Consider the following 24,304-nt stretch of genomic DNA (forward strand, 5'->3'; position numbering starts at 1 on the left):
AGTTGACGGCACTTGACGAAAAGCCCGGACCCCCACAGTGCCTGTGGGGGTCCGGGCTCCGGTGCTGACGTCGCGTCAACCGCGGGCGGCGAAGATCACAGAAGCGTGATCTACCCCGCCGTCAGCGGCCGTATGCGACCTTACTCAGCCGTTCTTGGCGCGGGAAGCGGAACGACCGCGCTCCTTCTGGTCCAGGACGACCTTGCGGATGCGCACGGCCTCCGGGGTGACCTCGACGCACTCGTCGTCGCGGCAGAACTCCAGCGACTGCTCCAGGGAGAGCTTGCGCGGCGGGACGATCGCCTCGAAGGAGTCGGCGGAGGAGGAGCGCATGTTGGTGAGCTTCTTCTCCTTGGTGATGTTCACGTCCATGTCGTCGGAGCGGGAGTTCTCGCCGACGATCATGCCCTCGTAGACCTCGGTGCCCGGGTCCACGAAGAGGACGCCGCGCTCCTGGAGGTTGGTCATCGCGAAGGCGGTGACCGCACCCGCGCGGTCGGCGACCAGGGAGCCGTTGTTACGGGTCTGCAGCGGGCCGAACCAGGGCTCGTGGCCCTCGTGGATCGAGTGGGCGATGCCCGTGCCGCGGGTGTTGGTGAGGAACTCCGTGCGGAAGCCGATGAGGCCGCGGGACGGAACGACGAACTCCATGCGGACCCAGCCGGAGCCGTGGTTCGACATGTTGTCCATGCGGCCCTTGCGGACGCCCATGAGCTGCGTGACCGCGCCCATGTGCTCCTCGGGGACGTCGACCGTGAGGCGCTCGACGGGCTCGTGGATCTTGCCGTCGACCTCCTTGGTGACGACCTGCGGCTTGCCGATGGTGAGCTCGAAGCCCTCGCGGCGCATCTGCTCGACCAGGATGGCGAGCGCGAGCTCACCACGGCCCTGGACCTCCCAGGCGTCCGGGCGCTCGGTGTCGAGGACGCGGAGCGAGACGTTGCCGACGAGCTCGCGGTCCAGGCGGTCCTTCACCTGGCGGGCGGTGACCTTGCGGTCCTTGACGGCGGCCTTGGCGTCGGCGCCCTTGCCGGTGCCGCCGCGGCCGACGAGCGGCGAGGTGTTGGTGCCGATGACCATGGAGATGGCGGGCTGGTCGACCGTGATCAGCGGGAGCGCGATCGGGTTCTCCGGGTCGGCCAGGGTCTCGCCGATCATGATGTCCGGGATGCCGGCGACGGCGCAGATGTCACCGGGGCCGGCGACCTCGGCCGGCTTGCGGGTGAGCGCCTCGGTCATCATCAGCTCGGTGATGCGGACGTTGGAGATCGTGCCGTCCCGCTTGATCCACGCGACCGTCTGGCCCTTGCGCAGCTCGCCCTGCTCGACGCGGAGCAGCGCGATGCGGCCGAGGAAGTTGTCGGCGTCCAGGTTGGTGACGTGGGCCTGGAGGGGGGCCTCCTCGTCGTACGACGGGGCCGGGACGTGCTCCAGGATGGTGGAGAAGAACGGCTCCAGGTTCTCGGAGTCCTGCGGGACCGTGCCGTCCGCCGGCTTGGTCAGCGAGGCGATGCCGTCGCGGCCGCAGGCGTAGACGATCGGGAACTCGATCTGGTCCTCGTCCGCGTCCAGGTCGAGGAAGAGGTCGTAGGTCTCGTTGACGACCTCGTCGATCCGGGAGTCCGGGCGGTCCGTCTTGTTGATGCAGAGGATGACGGGCTTGCGCTGCTGGAGGGCCTTGCGCAGCACGAAGCGGGTCTGCGGAAGCGGGCCCTCGGAGGCGTCGACGAGGAGGACGACCGCGTCCACCATCGACAGACCGCGCTCGACCTCGCCACCGAAGTCGGCGTGGCCGGGGGTGTCGATGATGTTGATGGTGATCGGGGCCCCGCCGTCCTTGGGGTGATACTTCACCGCCGTGTTCTTGGCGAGGATCGTGATGCCCTTCTCACGCTCCAGGTCGTTCGAGTCCATCATGCGGTCGTCGAGCTGCTGGTGGGCGGCGAAGGCACCGGCCTGCTTGAGCATGGCGTCGACGATGGTCGTCTTGCCGTGGTCGACGTGGGCGACGATGGCGACGTTACGGATGTCGTGGCGCGTGGGCATGGGTGCTTGCGCTTCTCTCGGATCGTGGGATGCGGCGTCAGTTCCTCGTACGCCCGCCGGGCGGACGCGCCACGGCTATGTCCTATGGTACGGGGCTGCCGTGCAAGGGGCTTCCCCGGCCAAGATCCGAGTGGTAATCCTGAGGGTTTTCAAGGGTGTGGGGGGCCGTGCGGGGGGTCGTGCGACCGGGTCAAAGGGCCGACGCGATCCTGCCCGCCGGGATCACCGGCGGGCAAGGAACTTGAGCTGGTTCTGAGGTTGTGACCAGCGGTTTCAGAGGTTTCAGCGGTTTCGTTCGGCTCCGTTGGAGGATTCGGGCTTCTTGAAGCCGATGTCCTGGTAGCGGGGGGTGCCGAGTCCCCAGGCCCCGGCGTTCACGAGATCGGCCCTGGCGGCGACGAGCTGCGGGCGCTGGTAGAGGGGGATGGATCCGGCCGCGGCCCAGATCCGGGCGTCGGCCTGGCGCACCAGCTCGCGGGCCTCCTCCTCGTCGAGCGTCCCCGCCGCCTGGTCGAACAGCTGGTCGATGCGGTCGGTGCCGACCCGGGAGTAGTTCTGCTCGACGAGGAGCGAGCCGTCCGAGGCCGGCTCGGGCTTGGCGAAGATCGGGCGGGCGTCGGTCGCCGGGAAGGCGGAGGCCGGCCAGGAGTAGAGGGCCAGGTCGTAGTCGCCCGAGGCCACGTGGTCCTTGAAGAAGCTGTCGTCGGAGACCTTGGTGACCTCGGTGCGGATCCCGACCGCGTCGAGCATCCGGACGATCCGGTCCCCGACCGCCCGCAGCGACTCGGAGCCGGGCCCGGACGGCAGGACGAAACGGAGGCTGAGGGCCTTGCCGTCCTTGCCGAGGGCCTTGGCGTCGGGGGCGGTCACGGGGGCGGCGGTGCCGCGCGGGGCGTAGGCGCCGGCCATCCCGTGGTCCGGCTTGGGGGCCGACCGGGCGGCGCTGGAGCCGGTGTCGAGGGCCTCGGCACGGGCGAGCAGCGCGGCGCTCCGGCGGGCGGCGTCGGGGGCCGGGGCGAGGGTGCCGGCGCCGTCGCCGGGGCCGTTCGCGCCGATGGCGGGGGCCGCGCGCCGGTCGCCGGGCTTGTCGTCGCCGACGATGTAGAGGCCCTCGTCGGAGGCGGTGTCGTCGTTCCTCTTCTTGGCGTCGGTGGAGCCCCCGTCCTCCTTCTCCGACTCCTTCTTCTTCTCGGCCTCCTTCTTCTCGGCCTCCTTCTTCTCCGACTCGCCGCCCGCCTTGGTGCCGGCGGGCTTCCGGAGCGCGCCGCCCGGGACCCAGCCCGCGTCGGCGAGGAGCGCCTGCGCCTCCTTGGTGTCCTGGTCGCCGAGCGCGTCGCTGCTGTCCGCGTACGCCGCCTGGCCCGCGAGGGCGAGGTGGCTGCCGGGGGGCTTCGCGGGGAGGCCGAGCGGCTTCAGTACGGATTCGGCCAGTTCCTGGCGGTTGATGGCGCGGGCCACCGCGCGCCGGACCCGCTCGTCGGCCAGCGGGCCGGACTCGCCGTTCAGCGAGAGCTGGGTGTAGGCGGGCTCCAGGGACTTGCGGACCACGTACGCGGCCAGGGCGTCCTGGGCGCTCGCGTACCGGTCGATCGCCTCCTGGTTCTTCTTGCGGGCGGCCTTGGCGTCCGCCGCCTTCTCGTCGTCGGAGCCGTGGGCGAGGGCCCAGGAGCGGAGGGCCTTGGAGGGGGTGATCGCGGCGCCGGGGCCGTGGGCGAGGGCGGCCTGGGCGCCGTTCCGGCCGGCGCGGGCGTCCCGGAGGGCGAGGGAGATCCGTTCGGCGGTGGACCGGTCGATCTCGGCCAGGTCGAGGCTGCCCGCGGCGAGCGCGTCGGCCCGGTCGGCGCGGGGGACGGCCTTGAGGACGAGGCTGTCGAGCTTGGCCTGCTGCCCCCACCAGCGGGGGTTGCGGGTGAGGGTGACGTCGCCGCGCTTCCGGTCGATCCCCTTGAGCAGGAACGGTCCTGCAGTGACCTTGAGGGTGGTGCGCGCCCCGTCGTTGAAGGTGTTCGGCGAGCCCATCACCTGTTTGGGGTAGAGGGGCGTGAAGAGGGACTGCCAGTCGGCGTAGGGCTTGGCGAAGGTGACCCGCACCTCCAGGTCGTTCTTGCCCCGCTCGATCTTCTCGATCCGCTCGTAGCCGGAGTTCCGGGCGGTCCAGTACGCGGTGTCGCGGCCGCTCAGCGCGCGCCACTGGGCCACGAAGTCCGGGGCGCCGATCTCGCGGCCGTCGCTCCACACCGCCTGCTGGTTGAGCTTGTAGAGGACGACCTGCTTGGGCTCGGTCTCGATGACCTGCGCGGACTCCAGGTAGTCGGGGTCGATCCGCGGCCGGCCGCGCCCGTCGAGCGTGTAGAGGGAGGGGAGCACCGCTCCGGCGATGCGCGCGGTGGTGCCGTCGGCGTCGGCCTGGAAGGCGTTGAGCGTGGTGGGCAGCGCGTCGACCGCCCAGCGGAGGGTGCCGCCGTCGGCGACCCGGTCGCGTGCCGCGGGCGCGTTGTCCTGGACCGCGACGGGGGCCTCGTCGGTCTCGTCGCCGGAGCTGCAGCCGGCGAGGACGGTGACGGAGAGGACCGCGCTGGTGAGGGTGGCGACGGAGCGGAGCGTGCGGGAGCGGGGGCTCCTGGAGCATGTCCTCCCGCGAGGGGCGCCGACCTGGGACATGACTTGTACCCCTTCGTCCAGATTTATTCCATTTGGAGATGATCAGACCTATTGCTCATACACTGAAAAGGACCGACCGGATTCGGCCACGGCGACACGGCGGCGCGACCGGCAAACCCCACTCGTGCGGCCCAACCGCCCGTGCACACGACTTCCCAAGCGGGATGTGACGCGCGACACTCACGAAGGTGAGGGCAACCATGTCCGTTCAGGACGATCTGGCGGCCGTCAAGCGCCGCTTGCAGGACCTGGAACACACGGTCGAAGAGCTGGAACGCCGCGTCGGGACGGGGCAGACCGTGCCTCCCGCGCCCGCCTCCGGCCGCGCCGCGAGCATGGTGACCATCCCCGACGCCCCGTACGACGCCGGGAAGTGGACCGACGTCGACGACGAGGGCCTGGGAGCACACGACCGCCACGCGCCGTAGAGCCGAGGAGGCCCGGTTGGCCACAGGTACGCAACCCCCGACGAGTCCCAGGGCCGCGACGGGGGTGCGCTCCCCGGGGCGCGCCCCCCTCGCCGCCCGCCATCTGCGCACCGACCGCTGGTGGCTCTCCCCCGCCGCCACCGCGGTCGGTCTGCTCGCCTTCGTCGCGTACTCGACGTGGCGGGCGTTCGCGAACGCCCACTACTACTCCGCCCCCTACGTCTCCCCGTTCTACTCGCCCTGCCTCGCGGAGAACTGCGTCCCCATGCGCGGCGGGCCGAACTGGGAGGTCTTCGGCAGCTGGTGGGGGCTCTCCCCCGCCCTGCTGATCCTCGTCTTCCCGCTGGGGTTCCGGCTGACCTGCTACTACTACCGCAAGGCGTACTACCGGGGGTTCTGGGCGGCTCCCCCGGCCTGCGCGGTCGCCGAACCCCACCGCACGTACACCGGCGAGACCCGCTTCCCGCTGCTCCTGCAGAACCTCCACCGGTACTTCTTCTACGCGGCGCTGCCGGTCGCCGGGATCCTCACGTACGACACCGCGCTGACCTTCCGGGACGCCGACTACGCCTGGGGCCACGCGGGGCTCGGGACGCTGGTCTTCCTCGTCAACATCGTCCTGATCTGGGCGTACACCCTCTCCTGCCACTCCTGCCGGCACATCGTCGGCGGCCGTCTGAAGCACTTCTCGAAGCACCCCGTCCGCTACCGGCTGTGGACGTGGGTGGGGCGCCTGAACCGGCGTCACATGCAACTCGCCTGGGCGTCGCTGATCAGCGTCGCCGTCTGCGACCTGTACGTGTACCTGCTCGCCACCGGCGCCTTCGACGACCCGAGGTTCTTCTGACATGAGTCCTGTGAGCTCCGTGGAACGGCAGCGGTGGGACGTGGTCGTGGTCGGCGCGGGCGGCGCCGGGCTGCGGGCCGCGATCGAGGCGCGCCGGGCCGGCGCGCGCACCGCCGTCATCTGCAAGTCCCTCTTCGGCAAGGCGCACACGGTGATGGCCGAGGGCGGCATCGCCGCCGCCATGGCGAACGCCAACGAGCACGACGACTGGAAGACGCACTTCCGGGACACCATGCGCGGCGGGAAGTTCCTCAACCAGTGGCGGATGGCCGAACTGCACGCCCAGGAGGCACCCGAGCGGGTCTGGGAGCTGGAGACCTGGGGCGCGCTCTTCGACCGGACCCCGGACGGCCGGATCTCGCAGCGCAACTTCGGAGGTCACGAGTACCCCCGGCTCGCGCACGTCGGCGACCGGACCGGCCTCGAACTGCTGCGGACCCTCCAGCAGAAGGTGGTCGGCCTCCAGCAGGAGGACCACCGGGAGACCGGCGACCACGAGGCGCGCCTGAAGGTCTTCCAGGAGTTCACCGTCACCCGCGTCCTCAAGGACGGAGACGGCCGGGTCGCCGGGGTCTTCTGTTACGAGCGGGAGAGCGGGCGCTTCCTCGTCCTGGAGGCGCCCGCGGTCGTCCTCGCGACCGGCGGCATCGGCAAGTCCTTCAAGGTGACCTCGAACTCCTGGGAGTACACGGGCGACGGCCACGCGCTGGCCCTGCTCGCGGGGGCGCCCCTGGTGAACATGGAGTTCGTCCAGTTCCACCCGACCGGCATGGTCTGGCCGCCGTCGGTGAAGGGGATCCTGGTCACCGAGTCCGTGCGGGGCGACGGCGGGGTGCTGCGGAACTCCGAGGGGCGGCGCTTCATGTTCGACTACGTCCCCGACGTCTTCAAGGACAAGTACGCCGAGTCGGAGGAGGAGGGCGACCGCTGGTACGAGGACCCCGACCACAACCGGCGCCCGCCCGAGCTGCTGCCGCGCGACGAGGTGGCGCGGGCCATCAACGCCGAGGTGAAGGCGGGGCGCGGCTCCCCGCACGGCGGGGTGTTCCTGGACGTGTCGACCCGGATGCCGGCGGAGACGATCCGGCGTCGGCTGCCCTCGATGTACCACCAGTTCAAGGAGCTGGCGGACGTCGACATCACGGCCGAGGCGATGGAGGTCGGGCCGACCTGCCACTACGTGATGGGCGGCGTCGCCGTCGACTCCGAGACGGCCGCCACCGTCGGGGTGCCCGGGCTCTTCGCGGCCGGCGAGGTCGCGGGCGGCATGCACGGCTCCAACCGGCTCGGCGGGAACTCCCTCTCCGACCTGCTGGTCTTCGGACGCCGGGCCGGGCTGCACGCGGCGGGGTACGCGGCGGGGGCGGCGGCCGCCGAGGTCGGCGAGGAGGCGGTGGAGGCGGCGCGGACGGAGGCGCTGGCCCCGTTCCGGGACGGGCCCGCGGAGAACCCGTACACGCTCCACCAGGAGCTCCAGCAGACGATGAACGACCTCGTCGGGATCATCCGGCGGGAGGGCGAGATGGTCGAGGCCCTGGCGCGGATCGCCGCGCTGCGGGAGCGGGCCGAACGGATCTCGGTCGAGGGGCACCGGCAGTTCAACCCCGGCTGGCACCTCGCCCTCGACCTGCGGAACATGCTGCTGGTCGGCGAGTGCGTCGCCCGGGCCGCCCTGGAGCGCACCGAGTCCCGGGGCGGGCACACCCGCGAGGACCGGCCGGCGATGGAGCGGTCGTGGCGCCCGGTGAACCTGCTCTGCCGGGCCGGGGACGGCGGAATCGTCCTGGAGCGGGTGCGCACCGAGCCCATCAGGCCCGATCTGCTGGCCCTCTTCGAGAAGGAGGAGCTGGCGAAGTACCTGGCGGAGGAGGAACTGGACGCATGAGCACGTATCAGGCCCGCTTCCGGATCTGGCGCGGCGACGCCGACGGCGGGGAGCTCACCGACTACACCGTCGAGGTGCACGACGGCGAGGTGGTCCTCGACATCGTGCACCGCCTCCAGGCCACCCAGGCCCCCGACCTGGCCGTCCGCTGGAACTGCAAGGCGGGCAAGTGCGGGTCGTGCTCGGCCGAGATCAACGGCCGGCCCCGGCTGATGTGCATGACCCGGATGTCGGTCTTCACCCGGGACGAGGTGGTCACCGTCACCCCGATGCGGGCCTTCCCCGTCGTCCGCGACCTGGTCACGGACGTCTCCTTCAACTACGAGAAGGCCCGGGAGGTGCCGGCGTTCGTCCCGCCCGCCGGGCTCGGCCCCGGCGAGTACCGGATGGGGCAGGAGGACGTCGACCGCTCCCAGGAGTTCCGGAAGTGCATCGAGTGCTTCCTGTGCCAGGACACCTGCCACGTGGTCCGCGACCACGAGGAGAACAAGGAGGCCTTCGCCGGGCCCCGCTTCCTCATGCGGATCGCGGAGCTCGACATGCACCCCCTGGACGCGGCGGAGGAGGCCGGGCTCGACCGGCGGCGGACCGCGCAGGAGGAGCACGGCCTCGGCTACTGCAACATCACCAAGTGCTGCACCGAGGTCTGCCCGGAGTCCATCCGGATCACCGACAACGCCCTGATCCCGCTCAAGGAGCGGGTCGTGGACCGGAAGTACGACCCGCTGGTCTGGCTCGGGAAGACGATCAGGCGGCGGAAGGCCTGACCTCAGGCCGCCGCGCCCGCGCTCCAGCGTCCGAGGACCGGCTCGGCGAGGGTGCGGGCGGGGCGGCACAGGGTCTGCCCGTGGAGCTCGAACAGCTCGTCGCGCGAGGAGAAGCGGCCGAGGTCCGTGCGGAGGTGGGCGGAGAGGTCGCAGGGCGCCGAGCCGGCGCAGGCGGCCGGCGCGTCCCAGTCGACGGTGGTCCGGGCGACGGCCTCGAAGAGCGTCTCCGCCCCGGAGTTGGTGAACCCGCCCCCGTGCCCGCCCGGCGCGAGACCGCTGAACAGCTCGGCGATGGGGACCCAGACGTCGTCGAGGCGGAACTCCGGCCAGGCGAGGAGGACCTCCTCGGGCACGAAGGGGCGCAGCTTCGGGAACCTCGGGTACCAGAAGGTGCCGTCGACGAGCAGGCCGCGCACCCGGGTCTCCACGCCCAGGGACCGGGCCACCGCCTCCAGGACCGCCATCCGCTGGCTGCACGAGCCGCGCCCGAGCCGCAGCGTGCGCGACACCCGGCGCCGGTCCTCGACGGAGTACACCGGTCGCACGGCGGTGACGAGGATGCCGTGCGCCACCTGGAGCCGGGCGCGGTCGGTGACCGCTCCCCGCGCCTCGGACTCGTGCAGCACCCGGGCCACGAGCGCGGTCACGAGGGGATGCCCCAGGTCCAGGATCGGGGTGGGCCGGGTGGACCCGGGGGCCTCCCGCTCCGGTGAGCGCCCGTCACGGGTGCGGACGGGCATCAGCAGACGGCTGGTCATGGCGTACTCCCCCTCGTCCGGCGGCCCGCCCCCGGGGCCGCACGGCACCATCCTCCTCCGCCCGTTCCGGCCCCGGCGCGCGGGGTCCCGCTCAGAGCCAGCCCGCACGGTAGGCCGCCCAGTCCTCCTCCCGCGCGGCGAAGTCGACGTACAGGGCGAGGCCGAACCGCTCGCGGTCGGGGTCGGTGCGGCCGAGGCCGAGTCTCGCGCCCTTGACGGCCGCGGCGACCGTCTCCGCGTCCTCGTGGTGGCCGAGGTCGTCCTCGTGGAAGAAGGGGAGGCCCATCAGCAGGTCGGTCGTCTCCGGCGTCACCTCCAGGGCGAGGGCCGTCTGCTGGGCGACGTACCCGCCGTAGAGGCTCTCCAGCGGCATCCAGGTGTCGTACGACATGACGGCGATCTGGTCGACGCGCCGGGCGACCTCGCCGAAGAACTCCTGCGACCACCACTTCTCGCTGCCGTTGTCGCTGACCGCGCCCAGGGCCGTGTGGGCGCCCGGCAGCGGGTCGATCTGGTGGGCGGCGACCGAGAGCGGGACCCTGCGGGTCCGGGTCAGCTTCCCGAGGTCGTCGAGGAGGGAGAGGTAGTCGCGGTCGTCGGAGTGCAGCGGCTCCAGGTCGAAGTGGACCCCGTCGAAGCCCGCGTCGAGGATCTGCCGGGCCGAGCCCACCACGGCACGGCGTGACCCGGCGTCCTCCAGGCGCAGTCCCACGGGCCCTTCGGTGGCCAGGACGTCGCCCAGCCAGGCCTGCACCCGTATCCCGGGCATCGCGCGGTGCACGCCGTCGACCAGCCACGTGGCGCGGGGGTACTTCGCCGCCGGCAGGGTGCCGTCGTGCTCCAGGGGCCCGGCGTGCACGTACAGGTCGCGTATCCCGCTGCCCTTCAGCCGCGCGGCGAGGGCCGCGAGATCGGCGTCCTTCTTCCGCCCGTCCACCCAGGCGTGCCCGATCCAGAAGGCGTCCTTGCCGCGGGTCCTCGCGTCGTCCACGAGGTCGCCCGTGTAGCTGACGCGCAGGGCCAGGGCCCCGAAGAGCGGGGGCACCACGAGCAGCAGGACGAGGCCGAGGACGAACCAGCGCCCCCGCCTCCACACACGCCTCAGTCGTCCGTCCACCCGAGCCCCCCGAGAGCCGTCGCGTCAATGGAACCACCGTAGCGGCGGCTACTGACAGTGACGCCCGGGCGGGCGCGACGGTTTCCGGACGCCACGGATCCGGCCCCGGACTCCGGCGTCGGCCGGGTCGCGGGCGGACATACGCAGACATAACCTCCCCCTTGTGACAGGAATGGCCACCCGAGCCCTCGTCGCGGTGCTGGTGGCGGCGTGGTGGCTCCTCGTGCCCGCCGTATCCGGAGCCCACGCCGACGACCCCGTCGTCCTGTCCCGGGACGGGCAGATCACCGACCGGGTCGGCGCCCTCGGCGACCGCCGCGCCTCCGTGGTCCAGGCCCTCGACCGGCTCTACGACGACCGGCGCGTCCAGCTCTTCGTCGTCTACGTACGGGACTTCTCCGGGCGCTCGGGCCAGAACTGGGCCGACGCCACGGCGGAGCGCAACGCGCTCGGCCTCGACGACGTCCTGCTCGCCGTCGCCACCCACGACCGGCAGTACGGCTACTCGGCCGACCCCGGCTCCCGCTTCACCCAGGCCCAGCTCGACGAGGTCGCGCGGACCGCGATCGAACCGGCCTTGAGGCAGAACGACTGGGCCGGCGCCGCCATCGGCGCGGCGGACGGCTACGCCGCCGTCCTCGCCGGCCGGCCCGTCCCCACCCCGACGCTCACCCCCGGCCCCGCCGACCCCGGCGCCGCGGCCGGCGACGGCGCCTCGGCGACCGACCTCGTCCTGCCCGTGCTCCTCGTCGGCGGCGCGGGAGCCGTGGCGGCCTACGCGTACGCCAAGCGGCGACGGCGTGCCGAGACCCGCACCACGCCGCGGGGCGGTCAGGGCTGGGGCCCTCCGAAGGCGCCCGCCCCTCCGTCCCTGGACGAGCTCGACGGAGAGGCCCGCCGGACACTGGTCGCCACCGACGACGCCGTCCGCACCAGCCAGGAGGAACTCGGCTTCGCCTCCGCCCAGTTCGGCGAGGAGGCGGTGCGCCCCTTCACCGAGGCGGTCGACTTCGCCGAGGAGCAGCTGGCGGCCTCCTTCCGGCTGCGGCAGAAGCTCGACGACTCCTTCCCCGAGGACGACCCGACCCGCCGGGCCATGCTGGACGAGATCCTCCGCCGCTGCGCCGGGGCGAACGCGCGCCTCGACGCCGAGACGGAGGACTTCGACCGGCTCCGGGCCCTGGAGCGCACGGCCCCGGAGGCGCTGGCCGCGGTGGAGACCGCCTTCCGCGAGCAGACCGGGCGGATCGGGACGGCCGAGGCGGCTCTGACCGCGATGCGCGAGCGGTACGCCGAGACGGCGGCCGCGCCCGTCGCCGGCGACGTCGAGCAGGCGAAGGACCGGCTCGTGTTCGCGACGACCCACCTCAACCAGGCCCGCCAGCGGATCGACACCGGCGACAACGGCGGGGCCGCCGTGCACATCCGGGCCGCCGAGGGCGCCGTGGACCAGGCGGCCCGGCTGATCGAGGCGGTGGACCGGCGGGCGCGGGACCTGGCCGAGGCCGTGGGGAGGCTGACGGGCGCGCTCGCGGAGACGGACGCCGATCTCGCCGAGGCCCGCGGGCTGTTGGAGGGGACCGCCGAGGGGATGTCCACGGCTGGCCTCCAGGGCCGGATCGCCCGCGCCGAGTCGGTGGCCGCCGAGGTGCGGCGCGGGGTGGACGCGGGGCGGTACGACCCGATCGACGCCCTGCGCCGGGTCGAGGAGGCCGACGCGGCGCTCGACGAGGCGCTGGAGGGCGCGCGGGAGCGGGAGTCGGGGACGCGGCGCGCCCGCGTGCTCCTCGATCAGGTGATGCTGACGGCCCGTTCGGCGATCGGGGCGGCGTCCGACTACATCACCACGCACCGGGGCGCGGTGGGCAGCGAGGCCCGTACGCGCCTCGCCGAGGCCCGGCGCCGCTGGGAGGAGGCGCGGTCGCTCGCCGACGCCGGCGACCCGCAGGCGGCCCTCGTGGAGGCGCAGCAGGCGGACGCGCTGGCCCGGCGAGCCCAGGACCTCGCCGAGCAGGACGTCCGCACGTACGGGAATCCGAACGGCCTGGGCGGTGCGACGGGGGTGGGCGGCAGCGGTGGCGGCGGCCTCGGCGGCGCGGTGCTCGGCGGCATCGTCCTCGGCGGGCTGTTCGGCGGCGGGTCCGGCGGAGGAGGTTCCGGCGGAGGAGGGGGTGGTTCCGGCGGAGGGCCCGGCAGCTTCGGCGGCAGCGGCACGCGCGGCCGGCTGGGCGGCGGAGGCCGTTTCTGAGTCCCACGAGTTCCCCAGGGAGTAGAGCCATGAGCAGCAGGCAGACGATCGTCGGCCGGGTCACCCAGCTGGCGAAGGCGAACATCAACGCCCTCCTCGACCAGGCGGAGGATCCGCAGAGGACGCTGGACCAGCTGATCCGCGACTACGCGAACAACATCGCGGAGGCGGAGGAGGCGGTGGCGGCGACCATCGGCAACCTCCGGCTGATGGAGCAGGACCACCGGGAGGACGTGGACACGGCGAAGGAGTGGGGCGTCAAGGCGCTCGCCGCCAGCAGGAAGGCGGACGCGTTGCGGGCCGGCGGGCAGACGGCGGAGGCGGACCGCTTCGACGACCTGGCGAAGGTGGCGCTCGGCCGCCAGCTGCAGTCGGAGAAGGAGGCGAAGACCGCCGAGCCGACGATCGCCGCCCAGACCGAGGTCGTGCAGAAGCTCAGGACCGGCCTCGACCGGATGAAGGCCAAGCTCGGCGAGCTGCGGACCAAGCGCGACGAGCTGGTCGCCCGTGCCGGATCGGCCCGGGCGCAGAACCGCATGACGGACGCCGTGCGGAGCGTCGACGTGCTCGACCCGACGAGCGAGCTGAGCCGCTTCGAGGACAAGGTGCGCCGGGAGGAGGCCCGGGCCCTGGGCGGGCAGGAACTCGCCGCCTCCTCCCTGGACGCCCAGTTCGAGCAGCTGGAGGCGCTCGGCGACAGCGCCGAGATCGAGGCCCGGCTGGCCGCGCTCAAGGGCTGACGACGGAGTGGCGGCCGCTCAGAACATGCTGAGGAGCTGCTCCACCGTGGGCTCCGCCGCCCCCTCCCCGTCCGGCAGGGCCAGCTCGAACCAGACGGTCTTGCCGCGCGGGGTGCGGCGGGAGCCCCAGGAGGCGGAGAGCAGCCCGACGAGCTGGAGGCCGCGGCCGCCCTCGTCGGTGTCCCGGGCCCTGCGGCGCCGCGGCTGGACCAGGCCGGAGTCCCAGACCTCGCAGACGAGGGTGCGGTCGCGCAGCAGACGCAGCCGGATCTCGCCCTCGCCGTAGCGCAGGGCGTTGGTGACGAGTTCGCTGACGAGGAGTTCGACGGTGTCGACGAGCGGTTCGAGGTCCCAGGCGGCGAGCTGGGCGCGGGCGAGTTCGCGGGCCCGGCCGACCGAGCGGGGCTCCCTGGGCAGCCGCCAGTCGCCGACCGCCTCGCTGGGCAGCCCCTGGATCCTGGCCATGAGGAGGGCGATGTCGTCCTCGCCGTGACCGGTGTTCAGGCTGGTGAGGACCCGGTCGCAGACGTCCTCCAGGGGGCGGGCCGGGTCGGTGAGGGCGCGCCGGAAGGCCTGGAGGCCTTCGTCCAGGGGGTGCTCGCGGGACTCGACGAGCCCGTCGGTGTAGAGGGCGAGGAGGGCGCCCTCGGGCAGTTCCACCTCGACCTCCTCGAAGGGTTCCCCGCCGACGCCGAGCGGCATGCCGGGGGGTACGTCGAGGAGCATGGCCGCCTCGCCCGGCTCGACGAGGACCGGCGGGAGGTGTCCGGCGTTGGCGAAGGTGCAGCGGCGGGTGACCGGGTCGTAGACGGCGTAGACGCAGGTGGCGAGGTAGACCTCGGAGAGTTCGGGCCCCCGGTTCTTGTGGGCGCGGGACTGCTGGGCGCCGATGGGGGCGCCCAGGCCGCGGGCGATCTCGTCGAGGTGGGAGAGGACTTCCGCGGGCTCCAGGTCGAGCTGGGCGAGGGTGCGGACGGCGGTGCGGAGTTCGCCCATGGCGACGGCGGCGCGCAGGCCCCGGCCCATGACGTCGCCGATGACGAGGGCGGTGCGGTGGCCGGGGAGCTCGATGACGTCGAACCAGTCGCCGCCGACCTCGGTGGCGGTGGTGCCGGGGAGGTAGCGACAGGCGATGTCGAGTCCCGCGGCCTCGGGGTCGCCGGGCGGGAGCAGGCTGCGCTGGAGGATGAGGGCCCGCTCGTGCTCGCGGCGGTAGAGGCGCGCGTTGTCGATGCAGACGGCGGCGCGGGCGGCGAGTTCGACGGCGAGGGCCCGGTCGCGCTCTCCGAAGGGCTCGCTGCCCTTGGCGCGGGAGAACTGGACGAGGCCGACGACGGTGTCGTGGGCGGTCATCGGGACGACCAGGGTGGACTGGACGAGGTCTCCGTCGGTGCCCGGGACCGTCCGGATGCGTCCGGTGCGCAGGGCTCCGGCACAGGGCGAGTTGAACGGGTAGCGGTGGACGGCCCCGACCTCGATGGGCACGGGACCCGGGCCGTGTCCCTCGTCGGTCCTGAGGGGGGTGTCGGAGACGGCGCTGGCGAAGGCGACCCTGCGGAGTTCGGCGCTGCCCGCCCCGTAGCCGACGTCGTGGGAGTTCCCCCAGCGGCCGGGCGGTGCCTCGTCGCCGGTGAGGAGGCCCTGGTAGAGGTCGACGGAGGCGAGGTCGCAGAAGCCGGGGACGGCGACGTCGAGGAGCTCGCGGGCGGTGGCCTCCAGATCGAGGGAGTTGCCGATGCGGGCGCCGGCCTCGTTGAGCAGGGCGAGGTTGCGGCGGGCGCTGGCGGCCTCCCTGGCGGCGTTGTGCCGGCGGGTGACGTCGATGCCGAGTCCGGCGACCCCGATCGGGCGTCCGGAACCGCTGTGCACGCGGTAGAGGTTGATGGACCAGTGCCGGCGGTCCCTGGCGCCGGGGGCGGCGCCGACGATCTGGAAGTCGGTGACGGACTCGCCGGTCTCCAGGACCTTCCGGAGGGCGGTGGTCATCCGGTCGGCCTCGGCGCGGCCCAGGTAGTCGTGGACGGTCCGGCCCCGGTGGTCGTCGGCCTCGCCGCCGAAGACGGTGGCGAAGCGCCGGTTGGCCCGCTTCACGGTGAGGTCCGTGCCGAAGAGAAGGAAGCCGAAGGGGGATTGGCCGAATATCGCCTGGGAAGCGGCGAGGTCGGTCTCGATGCGGCGCAGGGCGCGCACATCGACGACGATGCACAGCGCGGCCCGTTCCCCGGTCTGGGTCTCGCTCGGCATGACGTACATCTCGGCGATGCCCCGGGGCCGTTCCTCGCCGGGCACGCGGAAGGGGACGAGGCCCGTCCACTCCTTGCCGTCGAGGATCTCCTTGACCCGCCGGTGGCCGCGCTCGCGCAGGTCGGCGGGCATGAAGGCCTCGACGGGGTCCTTGCCCCTGGCCTCCTCCGCGGTGACCCCGAAGAGGTCCACGGCCCTTCGGCTCCACTGCTCGACGAGGCCGTCGGGCCCGATTGAGAACGACGCCACCCGGATGTAGTCATAGATGGAGCCGGGCGGGCTGCTCTGCCACACGACGCCGCCGCTCGCCGTCTCAGGTATCTCGCTCACGCGACCGTCCCCTCCAGCTCACCGCACCGGACCGGCCATGCCCGCAGTATTCAATACGGCAGGCCCCGACGGCACGACGTTCACGATCACAGGGTGGTCTCGTTCGTCCCTGGGCGAGTACCGGTGATCGTTGTCCCACCCTGTTTACTCACCAGGGAGAGCCAGCTCGAACCATACGGTTTTGCCCGTCCTTCCTCTACGGGTTCCCCAGCGACGAGCGGAACAGGCCACGAGCCCGAGGCCACGGCCCCCCTCGTCGTCGGGTCCCGGGACCCGCTCGGTCGGCGGATCCGGAAGCGGATCGGAAACCTCCACCAGGAGTGCCGGAGACCGCGCCGGGTCGGGGGCGCCGTCGCGGGGCCGGACGAGCCGGACGCCGATGGGGCCGGAGGCGTACCGCAGCGAGTTGGTCACCAGCTCGCTGACCAGCAGGACGGTCAGATCGCCGAGGGCCGCGTCGAGCTCCCAGGCGCGCAGGGTCTCGCGCACCGCGTGGCGGGCCGTACGCACGGCGTTCGCCTCCGCCGGGAAGTTCCACTCCGCGCGGTCGCCGTCGGTGTCGATCACACCCGATCACTTCCCCAGCCGTGCGTCAGCAGGAAGATCCATGCCCCTCCCCAAGGGGTCATTCTGGACATACCCGCTATTTGGGACGCGATATCCCGCCAGGAGCGTCGGCGGGCGCACGGGGGCACGAACGGCGTAGGGACTCAGTCGCGCGCTCCGTCGGCGGGGGCCGCCGGCAGTCTCAGCGCGGCCTCGGCGACGGCGGGACGGTCCTGGTCGAGCCAGTCGACCGAGTCCAGCTCGCTCCGCGAGAGCCAGCGCAGCTCGTCGTGGTCCTCCAGGGGGCGCGGCTCGCCGGAGAGCAGCCGGGCGGTCCACACGCGCAGGACGTACCCGGGCTTCAGCGGCCACTCGCCGGGGAGCCGCTCGCCCGGCTCGACCTCGACGCCGAGCTCCTCGCGCAGTTCGCGGACCAGGGCTTCTTCCGGGCTCTCGCCCGGTTCGAGCTTGCCGCCGGGAAGTTCCCAGCGGCCGGCGAGCTCGACGGGGGCGCTGCGGCGCGCGGCCAGCAGCCGCCCCCGGTCGTACAGGGCGCCCGCGACGACCACGACGCCGGCGTCCCGGTCGGGGCCGGCGTCGCGGTGGTGCTCGTGGGGCGCGGCGGGGTCGGTGGTGCGTTCCGTCATGGGCGCGAGCGTAGCCGGGCCCGGTGGGCGCCCGCCGGGGTCAGAGGGCGGGACTGCCGATGCGCTCGACCCAGTAGAGCTGCTTGTGCCCGCGGTCGTCGAGGCTGTCCGCGATCTTCTGGGCTTCGTCCTTGGTCGCGTACCGCCCCACCCGGTAGCGGTTGCCGTTGTCGTCCTGCCGTATGACGAGCCAGGGAAGGACGGGGCCACTGTCGGTCATCAGGCTTCTCCCTCCGCCGGTCCGGGTGCCAATGAGGATCTCCGGGAAACCGCAATCCGCATATGCCGGAGCTTACGCCTGACCTTCACACAGCGGATACGGGTTTTCACAAAGAGGCACGGATCGGCCGGGAACCGACGGAGAGAGGCCGAAGGGCACGCTCTGGGCGCCACGGCGGGAAGGGGCGACACCGGCATCGGGAGGGTCGGCACCGGCATCGGGACGGGTGGAGTCGACTCCAGGGCGGGCGGAAGCGGCTCCGGGCGGCCGGAGCGGCTCCGGACGGCAGCGGCTCCAGGCGGACAGGAGGAGCTACGACTACGGGGGCAGGAGCGGCCCTGCAGGGGCGGGGCACCGCCGGGGGCGGGCGGTGGCGAGGGGCGCGACGAGGGTGTCGGACGAGGCCCTGGTGTCGGTCACGGACCAGCGGCTACGGAAGAAGCGCGGCAGGCGCGGCCACGGGCTGTCGCCCCGCCACAGCGACGACCGGCCCGTCATCGCCGCCCGGCCACGGGGGCCGTCGGTCCGCCGCCCCGTCCGGCCCCAGGCCCCCCTCGCCCCCCCTCACGGGCGTCCGTCGGGCGGTCGGCGCGGATCAGCGCACCGGCAGGTGATAGGTGAGGCGGTAGCGGTCGGCCGGGACGACGACGTCGGCCGTCTCGACGGCGCGGCCCGAGGCGTAGTACGTGCGCTCCACGACCATGACCACGTGTCCCGGCACCCCGCCGAGCGCGAGGAGCTCCTCCGCGAGGCCGGGCCGGGCCCCCACCTCCTCCACCACGTTGTCCACGACCACGTCGATGGCCGCCATGCGCTCGACGACGCCGCAGCCGCCCAGAGGGCCCTCCTCGGGGAGCATGACGGGCGTCCGGCCGGTGACGGCGAGGGGCTCCCAGGAGGTGGAGACCATCATGGGCTCGCCCCCGTCCCGGTACACGTACCGCGTGCGCATCACGCGTTCCCCCGGCTCGATGCCGAGCCGCTCGGCCACCTCGACGCTCGCCGGCTCCTGCTCGCTGCTCGACTCCCAGGTGCCCCGGGCCCCTTCGGCGGCCTGCTCCTGACGGAAGGGGCTGGCGCCGGCCGCGGGGCGGTAGCCGGAGCGGGCGATCCGCCGGGGCACGGGGCGCTCGCGCACATAGGTCCCCGAGCCCGACCGCCCCTCCACGAGCCCCTCGGCCATGAGCACCTTGCGGGCTTCCAGCGCGACGGTGTCCGACACCCCGTACTCCTCGCGGATGCGTGCCTGCGAGGGGAGGCGGGTATGCGGTGGAAGCGAGCCGTTGGCGATCTTCTCCCGCAGATCGCTCGCCACGCGCAGGTAGGCGGGCTGCTCACCGAACGTCACTGGACACTCCCCTCAGGTTGACTGACAGCTACAGCGTGACAACCCACGGTCGCGATCCGCAAGCATGGGCCAGGGTTTCACTCGAAGTGATGACAACCCCGACCACTCGCGGCCACTCGGGGGGAGGCCGACCGAACCCTTGACTCCTATTGGTCCAGACCAATAAATTCTGCCCGCACGTCCCGGCACCGCGTGTGCCGGGCCCCCGGCCGCGGACCGGCACCCCGCCGCTCACGGCGCTCCGGGACGGCGGTCGGTCACGGGCCGCCGCCCCCGGAGCGCCGGCCCGGTCCGCACGCGGCGGGGCCGGGCCTCCCGACGAGGGAGGCCCGGCCCCGGACCCGTGACCCGTCCCCGTGCTCCACGCCCCCGTACGGGGGCGTGCGGCTCAGGCCTGGGCGCCCTCGCCCGCCGGCGGCGTGTCCGTCAGGCCGAGCGCGGTCCGCGCCTCGGCGCCCAGGTCCTCGGGAAGGGCGTCCCAAGCGGCGTCGTACGCCTCCCAGTAGGCGTCCGCGTCGGCCGCCGCCGCCAGCCTCCCCCAGCGCTTCGAGGCCGTGTCGAGCTCCTTGCCGAGCGCCGCGAGCGCGGCCTTGGACGTGCCGGGCCAGTCGTGGTCCCGCACGCCCGCGCGGGCCGAGTCGATCGCGGCCAGCATCTCGCCGGCCCACTTCCGGTTGGCCTCGAAGTCCTCGTCCGGGTCCTCCTCCGGCTCCTCGTAGCCGAGCTTCTCGACCGGGTTGAGGCTCAGCAGGAACTGTTCCTGATCGAGGGTCAGACTGGTCGAGTCGGAGCGCAGGGACCCGCTGAACGGGGCCTTCTCGGTGGCGAGCGCACAGGTCACCGTCCGGTCGCCGCGGCGCCAGCTCTGGCTGCTGGGAAGGTAGTAGTAGGTCCAGACGTCCTTGGGGACCTTCCAGGTGTCCAGCGCGTAGGACGAGTTGATCGTCTCGCAGCGCGTCTGGGCGATCCGGTCGATCGGGTCGTCGCCGGGCCACTTGTCGAAGCCGGTCACCTTGAAGTCCCCGGTGACCTCGCCGTCGTGCGGGCGGGCGCAGTCGACGACCTTCACGTCCGTCGCGTACTCCTCCTCCTTGCTGTCGTCGGAGAAGCACTGCCCGGCGCGCAGCGAGTACGGCGTCCTGGAGCGGGAGGCCTCGTCCACTCCCTTCTGGAAGCCGTTCCACGCCGAGCCGAAGGCGCCGCTCGCGAGGCCGACGACGAGCAGCAGGCAGCTGACGGCGGAGAGCGCGATGCCGGCGACCGCGAACCCCTTGCCCGCCTGGTCCTTCCTCCTGATCTGCGGGAGGGCGACGAGGCCGAGGATCAGGCCGAGGGGCGGGAGGCAGCAGACGATGCCGGAGACGAGGGAGCCGATGGCGAGTCCGTTGGTGGAGCGTCGCGGCGGCATGCCGTACGGGACGGCTCCCGGGGCCCCGGGCGGGCCGCCGTGGGGTCCGGCCGCGTACGGCATGCCCGGGGAGGTGTACGGCCCGGGGGCGGGCCACCCCCCGGGCTGCGGGCCGCCCGGGGGAGGCGGGGTCGGCGGGGTCGGCTGGCTCGGCTCCACGAGTACGTGCTCCTGTTGCGGGCGGGCGATGCGAACAAACGCTCGGGCGCGCATCGTACGCGGCGGGGCGGAGGGAGCGGGCACGTGGGTGCCGACGGGCGAAGGGGGCGCTGACCGGACGGGACATGAGCCGAAGGGGCACGCCCGGAAGGGACATGGCCGGAAGGGGCGGTCGTCGCGAGACGACCGCCCCTCACCGGTTAGGGCCGGGCTCAGAACTGCAGGGCCCAGGAGTCGATCTTCCCGGTGTCGAGGTTCGCGTTGTCCGTGACCCGCAGCTTCCAGGTGCCGTTGGCGACCTCGGAGGAGGCGTTCACGGTGTACGTGGTGTTGATGTTGTCCGCGCTGCCGCCGGTGCCGAAGGACTTCAGCGTGTACGCCGAGCCGTCGGGGGCGATCAGCTGGACCTGGAGGTCACCGATGTAGGTGTGGACGATGTTCACGGGCACCTGGAGGGCGGCGGGGGCGTTGCCCGTGACGCCGCTGACGGTGACCGGGGACTCGACGGTCGCGTTGTCGTTGATCGCGTAGTCCGTGGTGTTCTCGAACTTCGGGCCGGTGGGCGGCGGGGTGGTGCCGCCGCCGACGTACAGCAGCTTGTTCGGGGAGCCGGTGCCGGGGCTGGTGACGACGTTCGGGGTGGCGGCGGTCGTCAGGGCCGTGGAGACCTGCGCCGGGGTCGCCGTCGGGTTGTCCGCCAGGTAGAGGGCGGCGGCGCCGGCGACGTGCGGGGTCGCCATCGACGTACCGGAGATCGTGTTGGTGGCGGTGTCGCCGGTGCCCCAGGACGAGGTGATGGAGGAGCCCGGGGCGAAGAGGTCGAGGCCGCTGCCGTAGTTGGAGTAGCTGGCCTTGGCGTCGCTCGACGTGGTGGCGCCGACGGTGATGGCCTCGGCCACGCGCGCGGGCGAGTGGTTGGCGGCGTTGTCCGTCTCGTTGCCGGCGGCGACGGCGTAGGTGATGCCGGAGGCGATCGAGTTGCGGACGGCGTCGTCGAGGACGGAGTCGACGCCGCCGCCGAGGCTCATGTTGGCGACGGCCGGCTTGACGGCGTTCCGCGTGACCCAGTCGATGCCCGCGACGACCTGCTCGGTCGTGCCGGAGCCGGAGTTGTCGAGGACGCGGACGCCGACGATCTTCGCCTTCTTGGCGACGCCGTACGACGTGCCCGCGACGGTTCCGGCGACGTGGGTGCCGTGGCCGTGACCGTCCTGGGCGGTGTTGTCGTTGTCGATGGCGTCGTAGCCGTAGGAGGCGCGGCCGCCGAAGTCGGTGTGGGTGATGCGGACGCCGGTGTCGATGATGTACGCCGTGACGCCCTGGCCCGCGGAGTCCGGGTAGGTGTAGCTCTGGTTCAGCGGAAGGGCCCGCTGGTCGATCCGGTCCAGGCCCCAGGACGGCGGGGAGGGCTGGGTGCCGTCGATGTGGAAGACGCGGTTCTGGACGACGGACTTCACCGCCGGGTCGGCCGCGAGCTTCCGCGCCTGCGCCTCGGAGAGTTCGACGGAGTAGCCGTTGACCGCGGTGGTGAAGGTCCGCTTGATCTTCGCGCCGAACTTGGCGGCGACGGCCCGGCCCTTGGCGGTCTCCGCCTGCGCGGACTCGTCGAGGGTGACGATGTAGCTGCCCGGGACGGTGCCCTCGGCACCGGCGTTCTCGATGACGCCTTCGGGGGCGGTCGGCGCGGCGGCCGCCGGGAGGGCGGTGAGGGAGCCGAGGGCGAGGGCGGCGACGGCGATGGCCGCGGCGGTGGCCGTCCGGCGACGCGGTGTACGCATCACTGACATGTGGGGGGTCCTCCTCGTGGGGGCAAGACAGGAGCGCGACACGATTAAGGCATGGACATGTCAATACGACACGGGAGGCCCGCGCCGTCTCGAACGTCCGGCTGCCGAGCGAAAGATTGACTGATCCATAGGAATCCCACAAGAGCCCTCGCAGCTCCGCAACACCCGTGCCACACCCCTGACATGCTGCCCCTCATGACCGCTTACGAGTGCCCCCGCTGCCGGATCCAGTCCCCCGCCGACGCCCTCACCTGGTGCTGTCCTCGATGCCGCGGCCCCTGGGACCTCGCGTTCACGAGTGCGCCGGTCCCCCTCCCGTCACTCGCCTCACGCGTGAATTCATTGTGGCGTTACACGGAGGCGCTGCCTCCGCTCCCGTACGGGCCCGAGGTGAGCCTCGGCGAGGGCCGCACACCGCTCGTCCGGCTCACCGACTCGGTTTCGGCCAAACTCGACTTCCTCATGCCGACCCTGTCCTTCAAGGACCGGGGCGCCGTCATGCTCGCCGCGCACGCCCGCCGCCTGGAGCCCCGCACGGTCCTCGCCGACAGCAGCGGCAACGCGGGCACCGCGATCGCCGCGTACGGCGCGCGGGCCGGGCTCCACTGCGTCGTGTACGTCCCCGAGGGCACCTCCCCGAAGAAGCTGGAGCAGATCCGGGCCCACGGGGCCCGGGTCGTCGAGGTGCCCGGAGACCGCGAGGCGACGGCCCGCGCGGCGCGCGAGGCCGCCGACGAGCCGGGCGTCTTCTACGCCTCGCACGTGTACAACCCGTACTTCCTGCACGGCACCAAGACCTACGTCTACGAGCTGTGGGAGGAGCTCGGCGGCCGCCTCCCGGACACGATCGTCGTCCCCGTCGGCAACGGCACCCTGCTCCTCGGCGCCGCCCTCGCCCTCGACGAGCTGCACCGCCACGGCCTCGTCGACACCCGGCCCGCCCTGGTCGCCGTCCAGGCGGAGGCCGTGTCCCCGCTGGCCGAGGCCTTCCACGCGGGCGCGGAGGACCTCGTACGGCCGGCGGACCCCCGCCCCACCCTCGCCGAGGGCATCGCGATCCCGGCCCCGCCGCGCGCCCGCCAGATCCTGCGGGCGGTCCGCGCGACGGGCGGCACGTTCCTGACGGTGACGGAGGATCAGATCGGTGCGGCGCAGCGGGACCTGGCCCGTCGGGGCCTGTTCGTCGAGGCGACCGGCGTGGCCTGCTGGGCCGCGGTGAGCGCGGCCCCGCCCCGCCCCGGCCTCACGGTGGTGCCGCTGTGCGGGGCGGGCGCGAAGACGGGTCTCGCGGCGTGACGGCTCAGAACTCGTCGGCGCCGTTGCGGAGCTCGTACGTCCAGTAGCCCGTCTTCGCGGCGGCCTCGTCGACGGCCAGGCCGCCGGCGGGGGCCTTGACGACGATGCTGCCCTCGGCCGGACCCTGGGGGGCGAAGAGGTTCACGTTGAACTCGTTCACGACCTTGTTGTCCTCGTGGACACCGCCGAGCGCGATCCGCACGTTCGCGTAGGCGGGCGCACCGGGCTTCAGGACGACCGGCGCCGCCGGCTTGCTCTTCGCGACGGCCGGGACGTCCTTGGCGGTCTGGATCGGACCGAAGGCGACGAGCGGGTACTCCAGCAGGGTGCACGAGCGGCCGGAGGTGTTGGTGGCGGTGAGGGTGATGTGCTCGGTCGGGACCTCGTCCGCCTTCGCCGCCGTGACCTTGAGGTCGTTGTAGGCGCAGGCGGGGGCCGCGGCGGAGCCCTTGCCGCCGGTGGAACCGGTGGAGCCGCCCGTGGTGGAGCCGGCCTTCGAGCCGCCGGCGGAGCCGGTGGAGCCGCCCGTGGTGGAGCCGCCCGTGGAGCCGCCGGTGGCCGAGCCGCCCGTGGAGCCCGAGCCGCTCTTCGCGGCGGTCTGGTCCGCCGTGCCGCCGCCGGCCGCGCCGTTGCCGCCGGCACCGGTGGCGGACTGGGAGGAGCTCGCGCTCCCCGCGTCCTTGGCGCCCGTGGCGTCGTCCCCGCCGCCGCAGGCGGTCAGGCCCAGCGAGAGGGCGGCGATGGCGGCGGCGGCCAGGACGGTGTTCTTGCGGTGGTTGCGCATGGTGGTTCTCCCCCGTTGACGCGGTCGGTCGGGGCGCA

General features: G+C 72.9%; 19 protein-coding genes. 7 read left to right on the plus strand and 12 right to left on the minus strand.

Annotation, left to right across the window (positions count from 1 at the left end):
* Positions 1 to 144 precede the first annotated feature (144 nt).
* Positions 145 to 2,046 carry a translational GTPase TypA gene (gene typA, locus ACFYUZ_RS12455; RefSeq protein WP_389308159.1) on the minus strand — a complete coding sequence of 634 codons (1,902 nt, stop codon included), beginning with the start codon at positions 2,044 to 2,046 and terminating at the stop codon, positions 145 to 147.
* Positions 2,047 to 2,328: 282 nt separating this feature from the next.
* Entirely contained in the window at positions 2,329 to 4,707 is a 2,379-nt protein-coding gene (locus ACFYUZ_RS12460; protein ID WP_389308160.1) for an ABC transporter family substrate-binding protein, read from the minus strand.
* Positions 4,708 to 4,907: 200 nt separating this feature from the next.
* Here ACFYUZ_RS12460 and ACFYUZ_RS12465 point away from each other — a divergent pair, with 200 nt between their 5' ends.
* Genes ACFYUZ_RS12465 through ACFYUZ_RS12480 form a run of 4 tightly spaced genes read left to right on the plus strand, consistent with a single transcriptional unit; the run spans position 4,908 to position 8,634 of the window.
* A complete protein-coding gene (locus tag ACFYUZ_RS12465; protein WP_389308162.1) occupies positions 4,908 to 5,135 on the plus strand; it encodes a hypothetical protein in 228 nt (75 codons plus the stop codon).
* 16 nt (positions 5,136 to 5,151) lie between these two features.
* Entirely contained in the window at positions 5,152 to 5,982 is an 831-nt protein-coding gene (locus ACFYUZ_RS12470; RefSeq protein ID WP_389308164.1) for a hypothetical protein, read from the plus strand.
* 10 nt (positions 5,983 to 5,992) lie between these two features.
* A complete protein-coding gene (locus tag ACFYUZ_RS12475; protein WP_389308556.1) occupies positions 5,993 to 7,867 on the plus strand; it encodes a fumarate reductase/succinate dehydrogenase flavoprotein subunit in 1,875 nt (624 codons plus the stop codon).
* On the plus strand, positions 7,864 to 8,634 hold the full coding sequence (locus tag ACFYUZ_RS12480; RefSeq protein ID WP_389308166.1) for a succinate dehydrogenase/fumarate reductase iron-sulfur subunit: 771 nt from the start codon (positions 7,864 to 7,866) through the stop codon (positions 8,632 to 8,634). Before ACFYUZ_RS12475 ends, ACFYUZ_RS12480 begins: the two co-directional genes overlap by 4 nt.
* A 2-nt stretch (positions 8,635 to 8,636) precedes the next feature.
* On the opposite strand, the gene ACFYUZ_RS12485 is transcribed toward ACFYUZ_RS12480, so the two are convergent.
* A complete protein-coding gene (locus ACFYUZ_RS12485; protein WP_389308168.1) occupies positions 8,637 to 9,392 on the minus strand; it encodes a transglutaminase domain-containing protein in 756 nt (251 codons plus the stop codon).
* Between the two features lie 91 nt (positions 9,393 to 9,483).
* Positions 9,484 to 10,509 (minus strand): hypothetical protein, encoded by a 1,026-nt coding sequence (locus ACFYUZ_RS12490; RefSeq protein ID WP_389308169.1) that lies wholly within the window; start codon positions 10,507 to 10,509, stop codon positions 9,484 to 9,486.
* 172 nt (positions 10,510 to 10,681) lie between these two features.
* Between ACFYUZ_RS12490 and ACFYUZ_RS12495 the strand changes: the two genes are divergently transcribed.
* Entirely contained in the window at positions 10,682 to 12,757 is a 2,076-nt protein-coding gene (locus ACFYUZ_RS12495; RefSeq protein WP_389308558.1) for a TPM domain-containing protein, read from the plus strand.
* A 29-nt stretch (positions 12,758 to 12,786) separates the two neighbouring features.
* The gene (locus tag ACFYUZ_RS12500) at positions 12,787 to 13,497 is read left to right on the plus strand and encodes a PspA/IM30 family protein (protein WP_389308170.1); all 711 of its coding nucleotides are present in this window, start codon (positions 12,787 to 12,789) and stop codon (positions 13,495 to 13,497) included.
* Between the two features lie 18 nt (positions 13,498 to 13,515).
* Here ACFYUZ_RS12500 and ACFYUZ_RS12505 read toward each other — a convergent pair whose 3' ends face one another.
* From ACFYUZ_RS12505 to ACFYUZ_RS12535, 7 genes are all read right to left on the minus strand, one after another.
* Positions 13,516 to 16,071, minus strand: a complete 2,556-nt coding sequence (locus ACFYUZ_RS12505) for a SpoIIE family protein phosphatase (protein WP_389308172.1) — start codon at positions 16,069 to 16,071, stop codon at positions 13,516 to 13,518.
* Positions 16,072 to 16,215: 144 nt separating this feature from the next.
* On the minus strand, positions 16,216 to 16,638 hold the full coding sequence (locus ACFYUZ_RS12510) for an ATP-binding protein (protein WP_389308173.1): 423 nt from the start codon (positions 16,636 to 16,638) through the stop codon (positions 16,216 to 16,218).
* A 143-nt stretch (positions 16,639 to 16,781) separates the two neighbouring features.
* A complete protein-coding gene (locus ACFYUZ_RS12515; protein WP_389308175.1) occupies positions 16,782 to 17,264 on the minus strand; it encodes a (deoxy)nucleoside triphosphate pyrophosphohydrolase in 483 nt (160 codons plus the stop codon).
* A gap of 40 nt (positions 17,265 to 17,304) precedes the next feature.
* Complete coding sequence (locus ACFYUZ_RS12520) at positions 17,305 to 17,484, minus strand: SPOR domain-containing protein (RefSeq protein ID WP_093874257.1); 180 nt, start codon at positions 17,482 to 17,484, stop codon at positions 17,305 to 17,307.
* A gap of 595 nt (positions 17,485 to 18,079) precedes the next feature.
* Positions 18,080 to 18,832 carry a GntR family transcriptional regulator gene (locus tag ACFYUZ_RS12525; RefSeq protein WP_389308177.1) on the minus strand — a complete coding sequence of 251 codons (753 nt, stop codon included), beginning with the start codon at positions 18,830 to 18,832 and terminating at the stop codon, positions 18,080 to 18,082.
* Positions 18,833 to 19,220: 388 nt separating this feature from the next.
* A complete protein-coding gene (locus ACFYUZ_RS12530; protein ID WP_389308179.1) occupies positions 19,221 to 20,399 on the minus strand; it encodes a DUF4190 domain-containing protein in 1,179 nt (392 codons plus the stop codon).
* A 212-nt stretch (positions 20,400 to 20,611) separates the two neighbouring features.
* Positions 20,612 to 22,186, minus strand: coding sequence for a S8 family serine peptidase (locus ACFYUZ_RS12535; RefSeq protein WP_389308180.1), 1,575 nt, complete (start codon positions 22,184 to 22,186; stop codon positions 20,612 to 20,614).
* Between the two features lie 183 nt (positions 22,187 to 22,369).
* Between ACFYUZ_RS12535 and ACFYUZ_RS12540 the strand changes: the two genes are divergently transcribed.
* On the plus strand, positions 22,370 to 23,482 hold the full coding sequence (locus tag ACFYUZ_RS12540) for a threonine synthase (protein ID WP_389308182.1): 1,113 nt from the start codon (positions 22,370 to 22,372) through the stop codon (positions 23,480 to 23,482).
* 4 nt (positions 23,483 to 23,486) lie between these two features.
* Here the strand turns inward: ACFYUZ_RS12540 and ACFYUZ_RS12545 are convergent, their stop codons facing one another.
* Positions 23,487 to 24,266, minus strand: coding sequence for a DUF4232 domain-containing protein (locus ACFYUZ_RS12545; RefSeq protein ID WP_389308184.1), 780 nt, complete (start codon positions 24,264 to 24,266; stop codon positions 23,487 to 23,489).
* Positions 24,267 to 24,304 lie beyond the last annotated feature (38 nt).

The organism is Streptomyces sp. NPDC004266 (assembly GCF_042874095.1).
GTDB lineage: Bacteria > Actinomycetota > Actinomycetes > Streptomycetales > Streptomycetaceae > Streptomyces.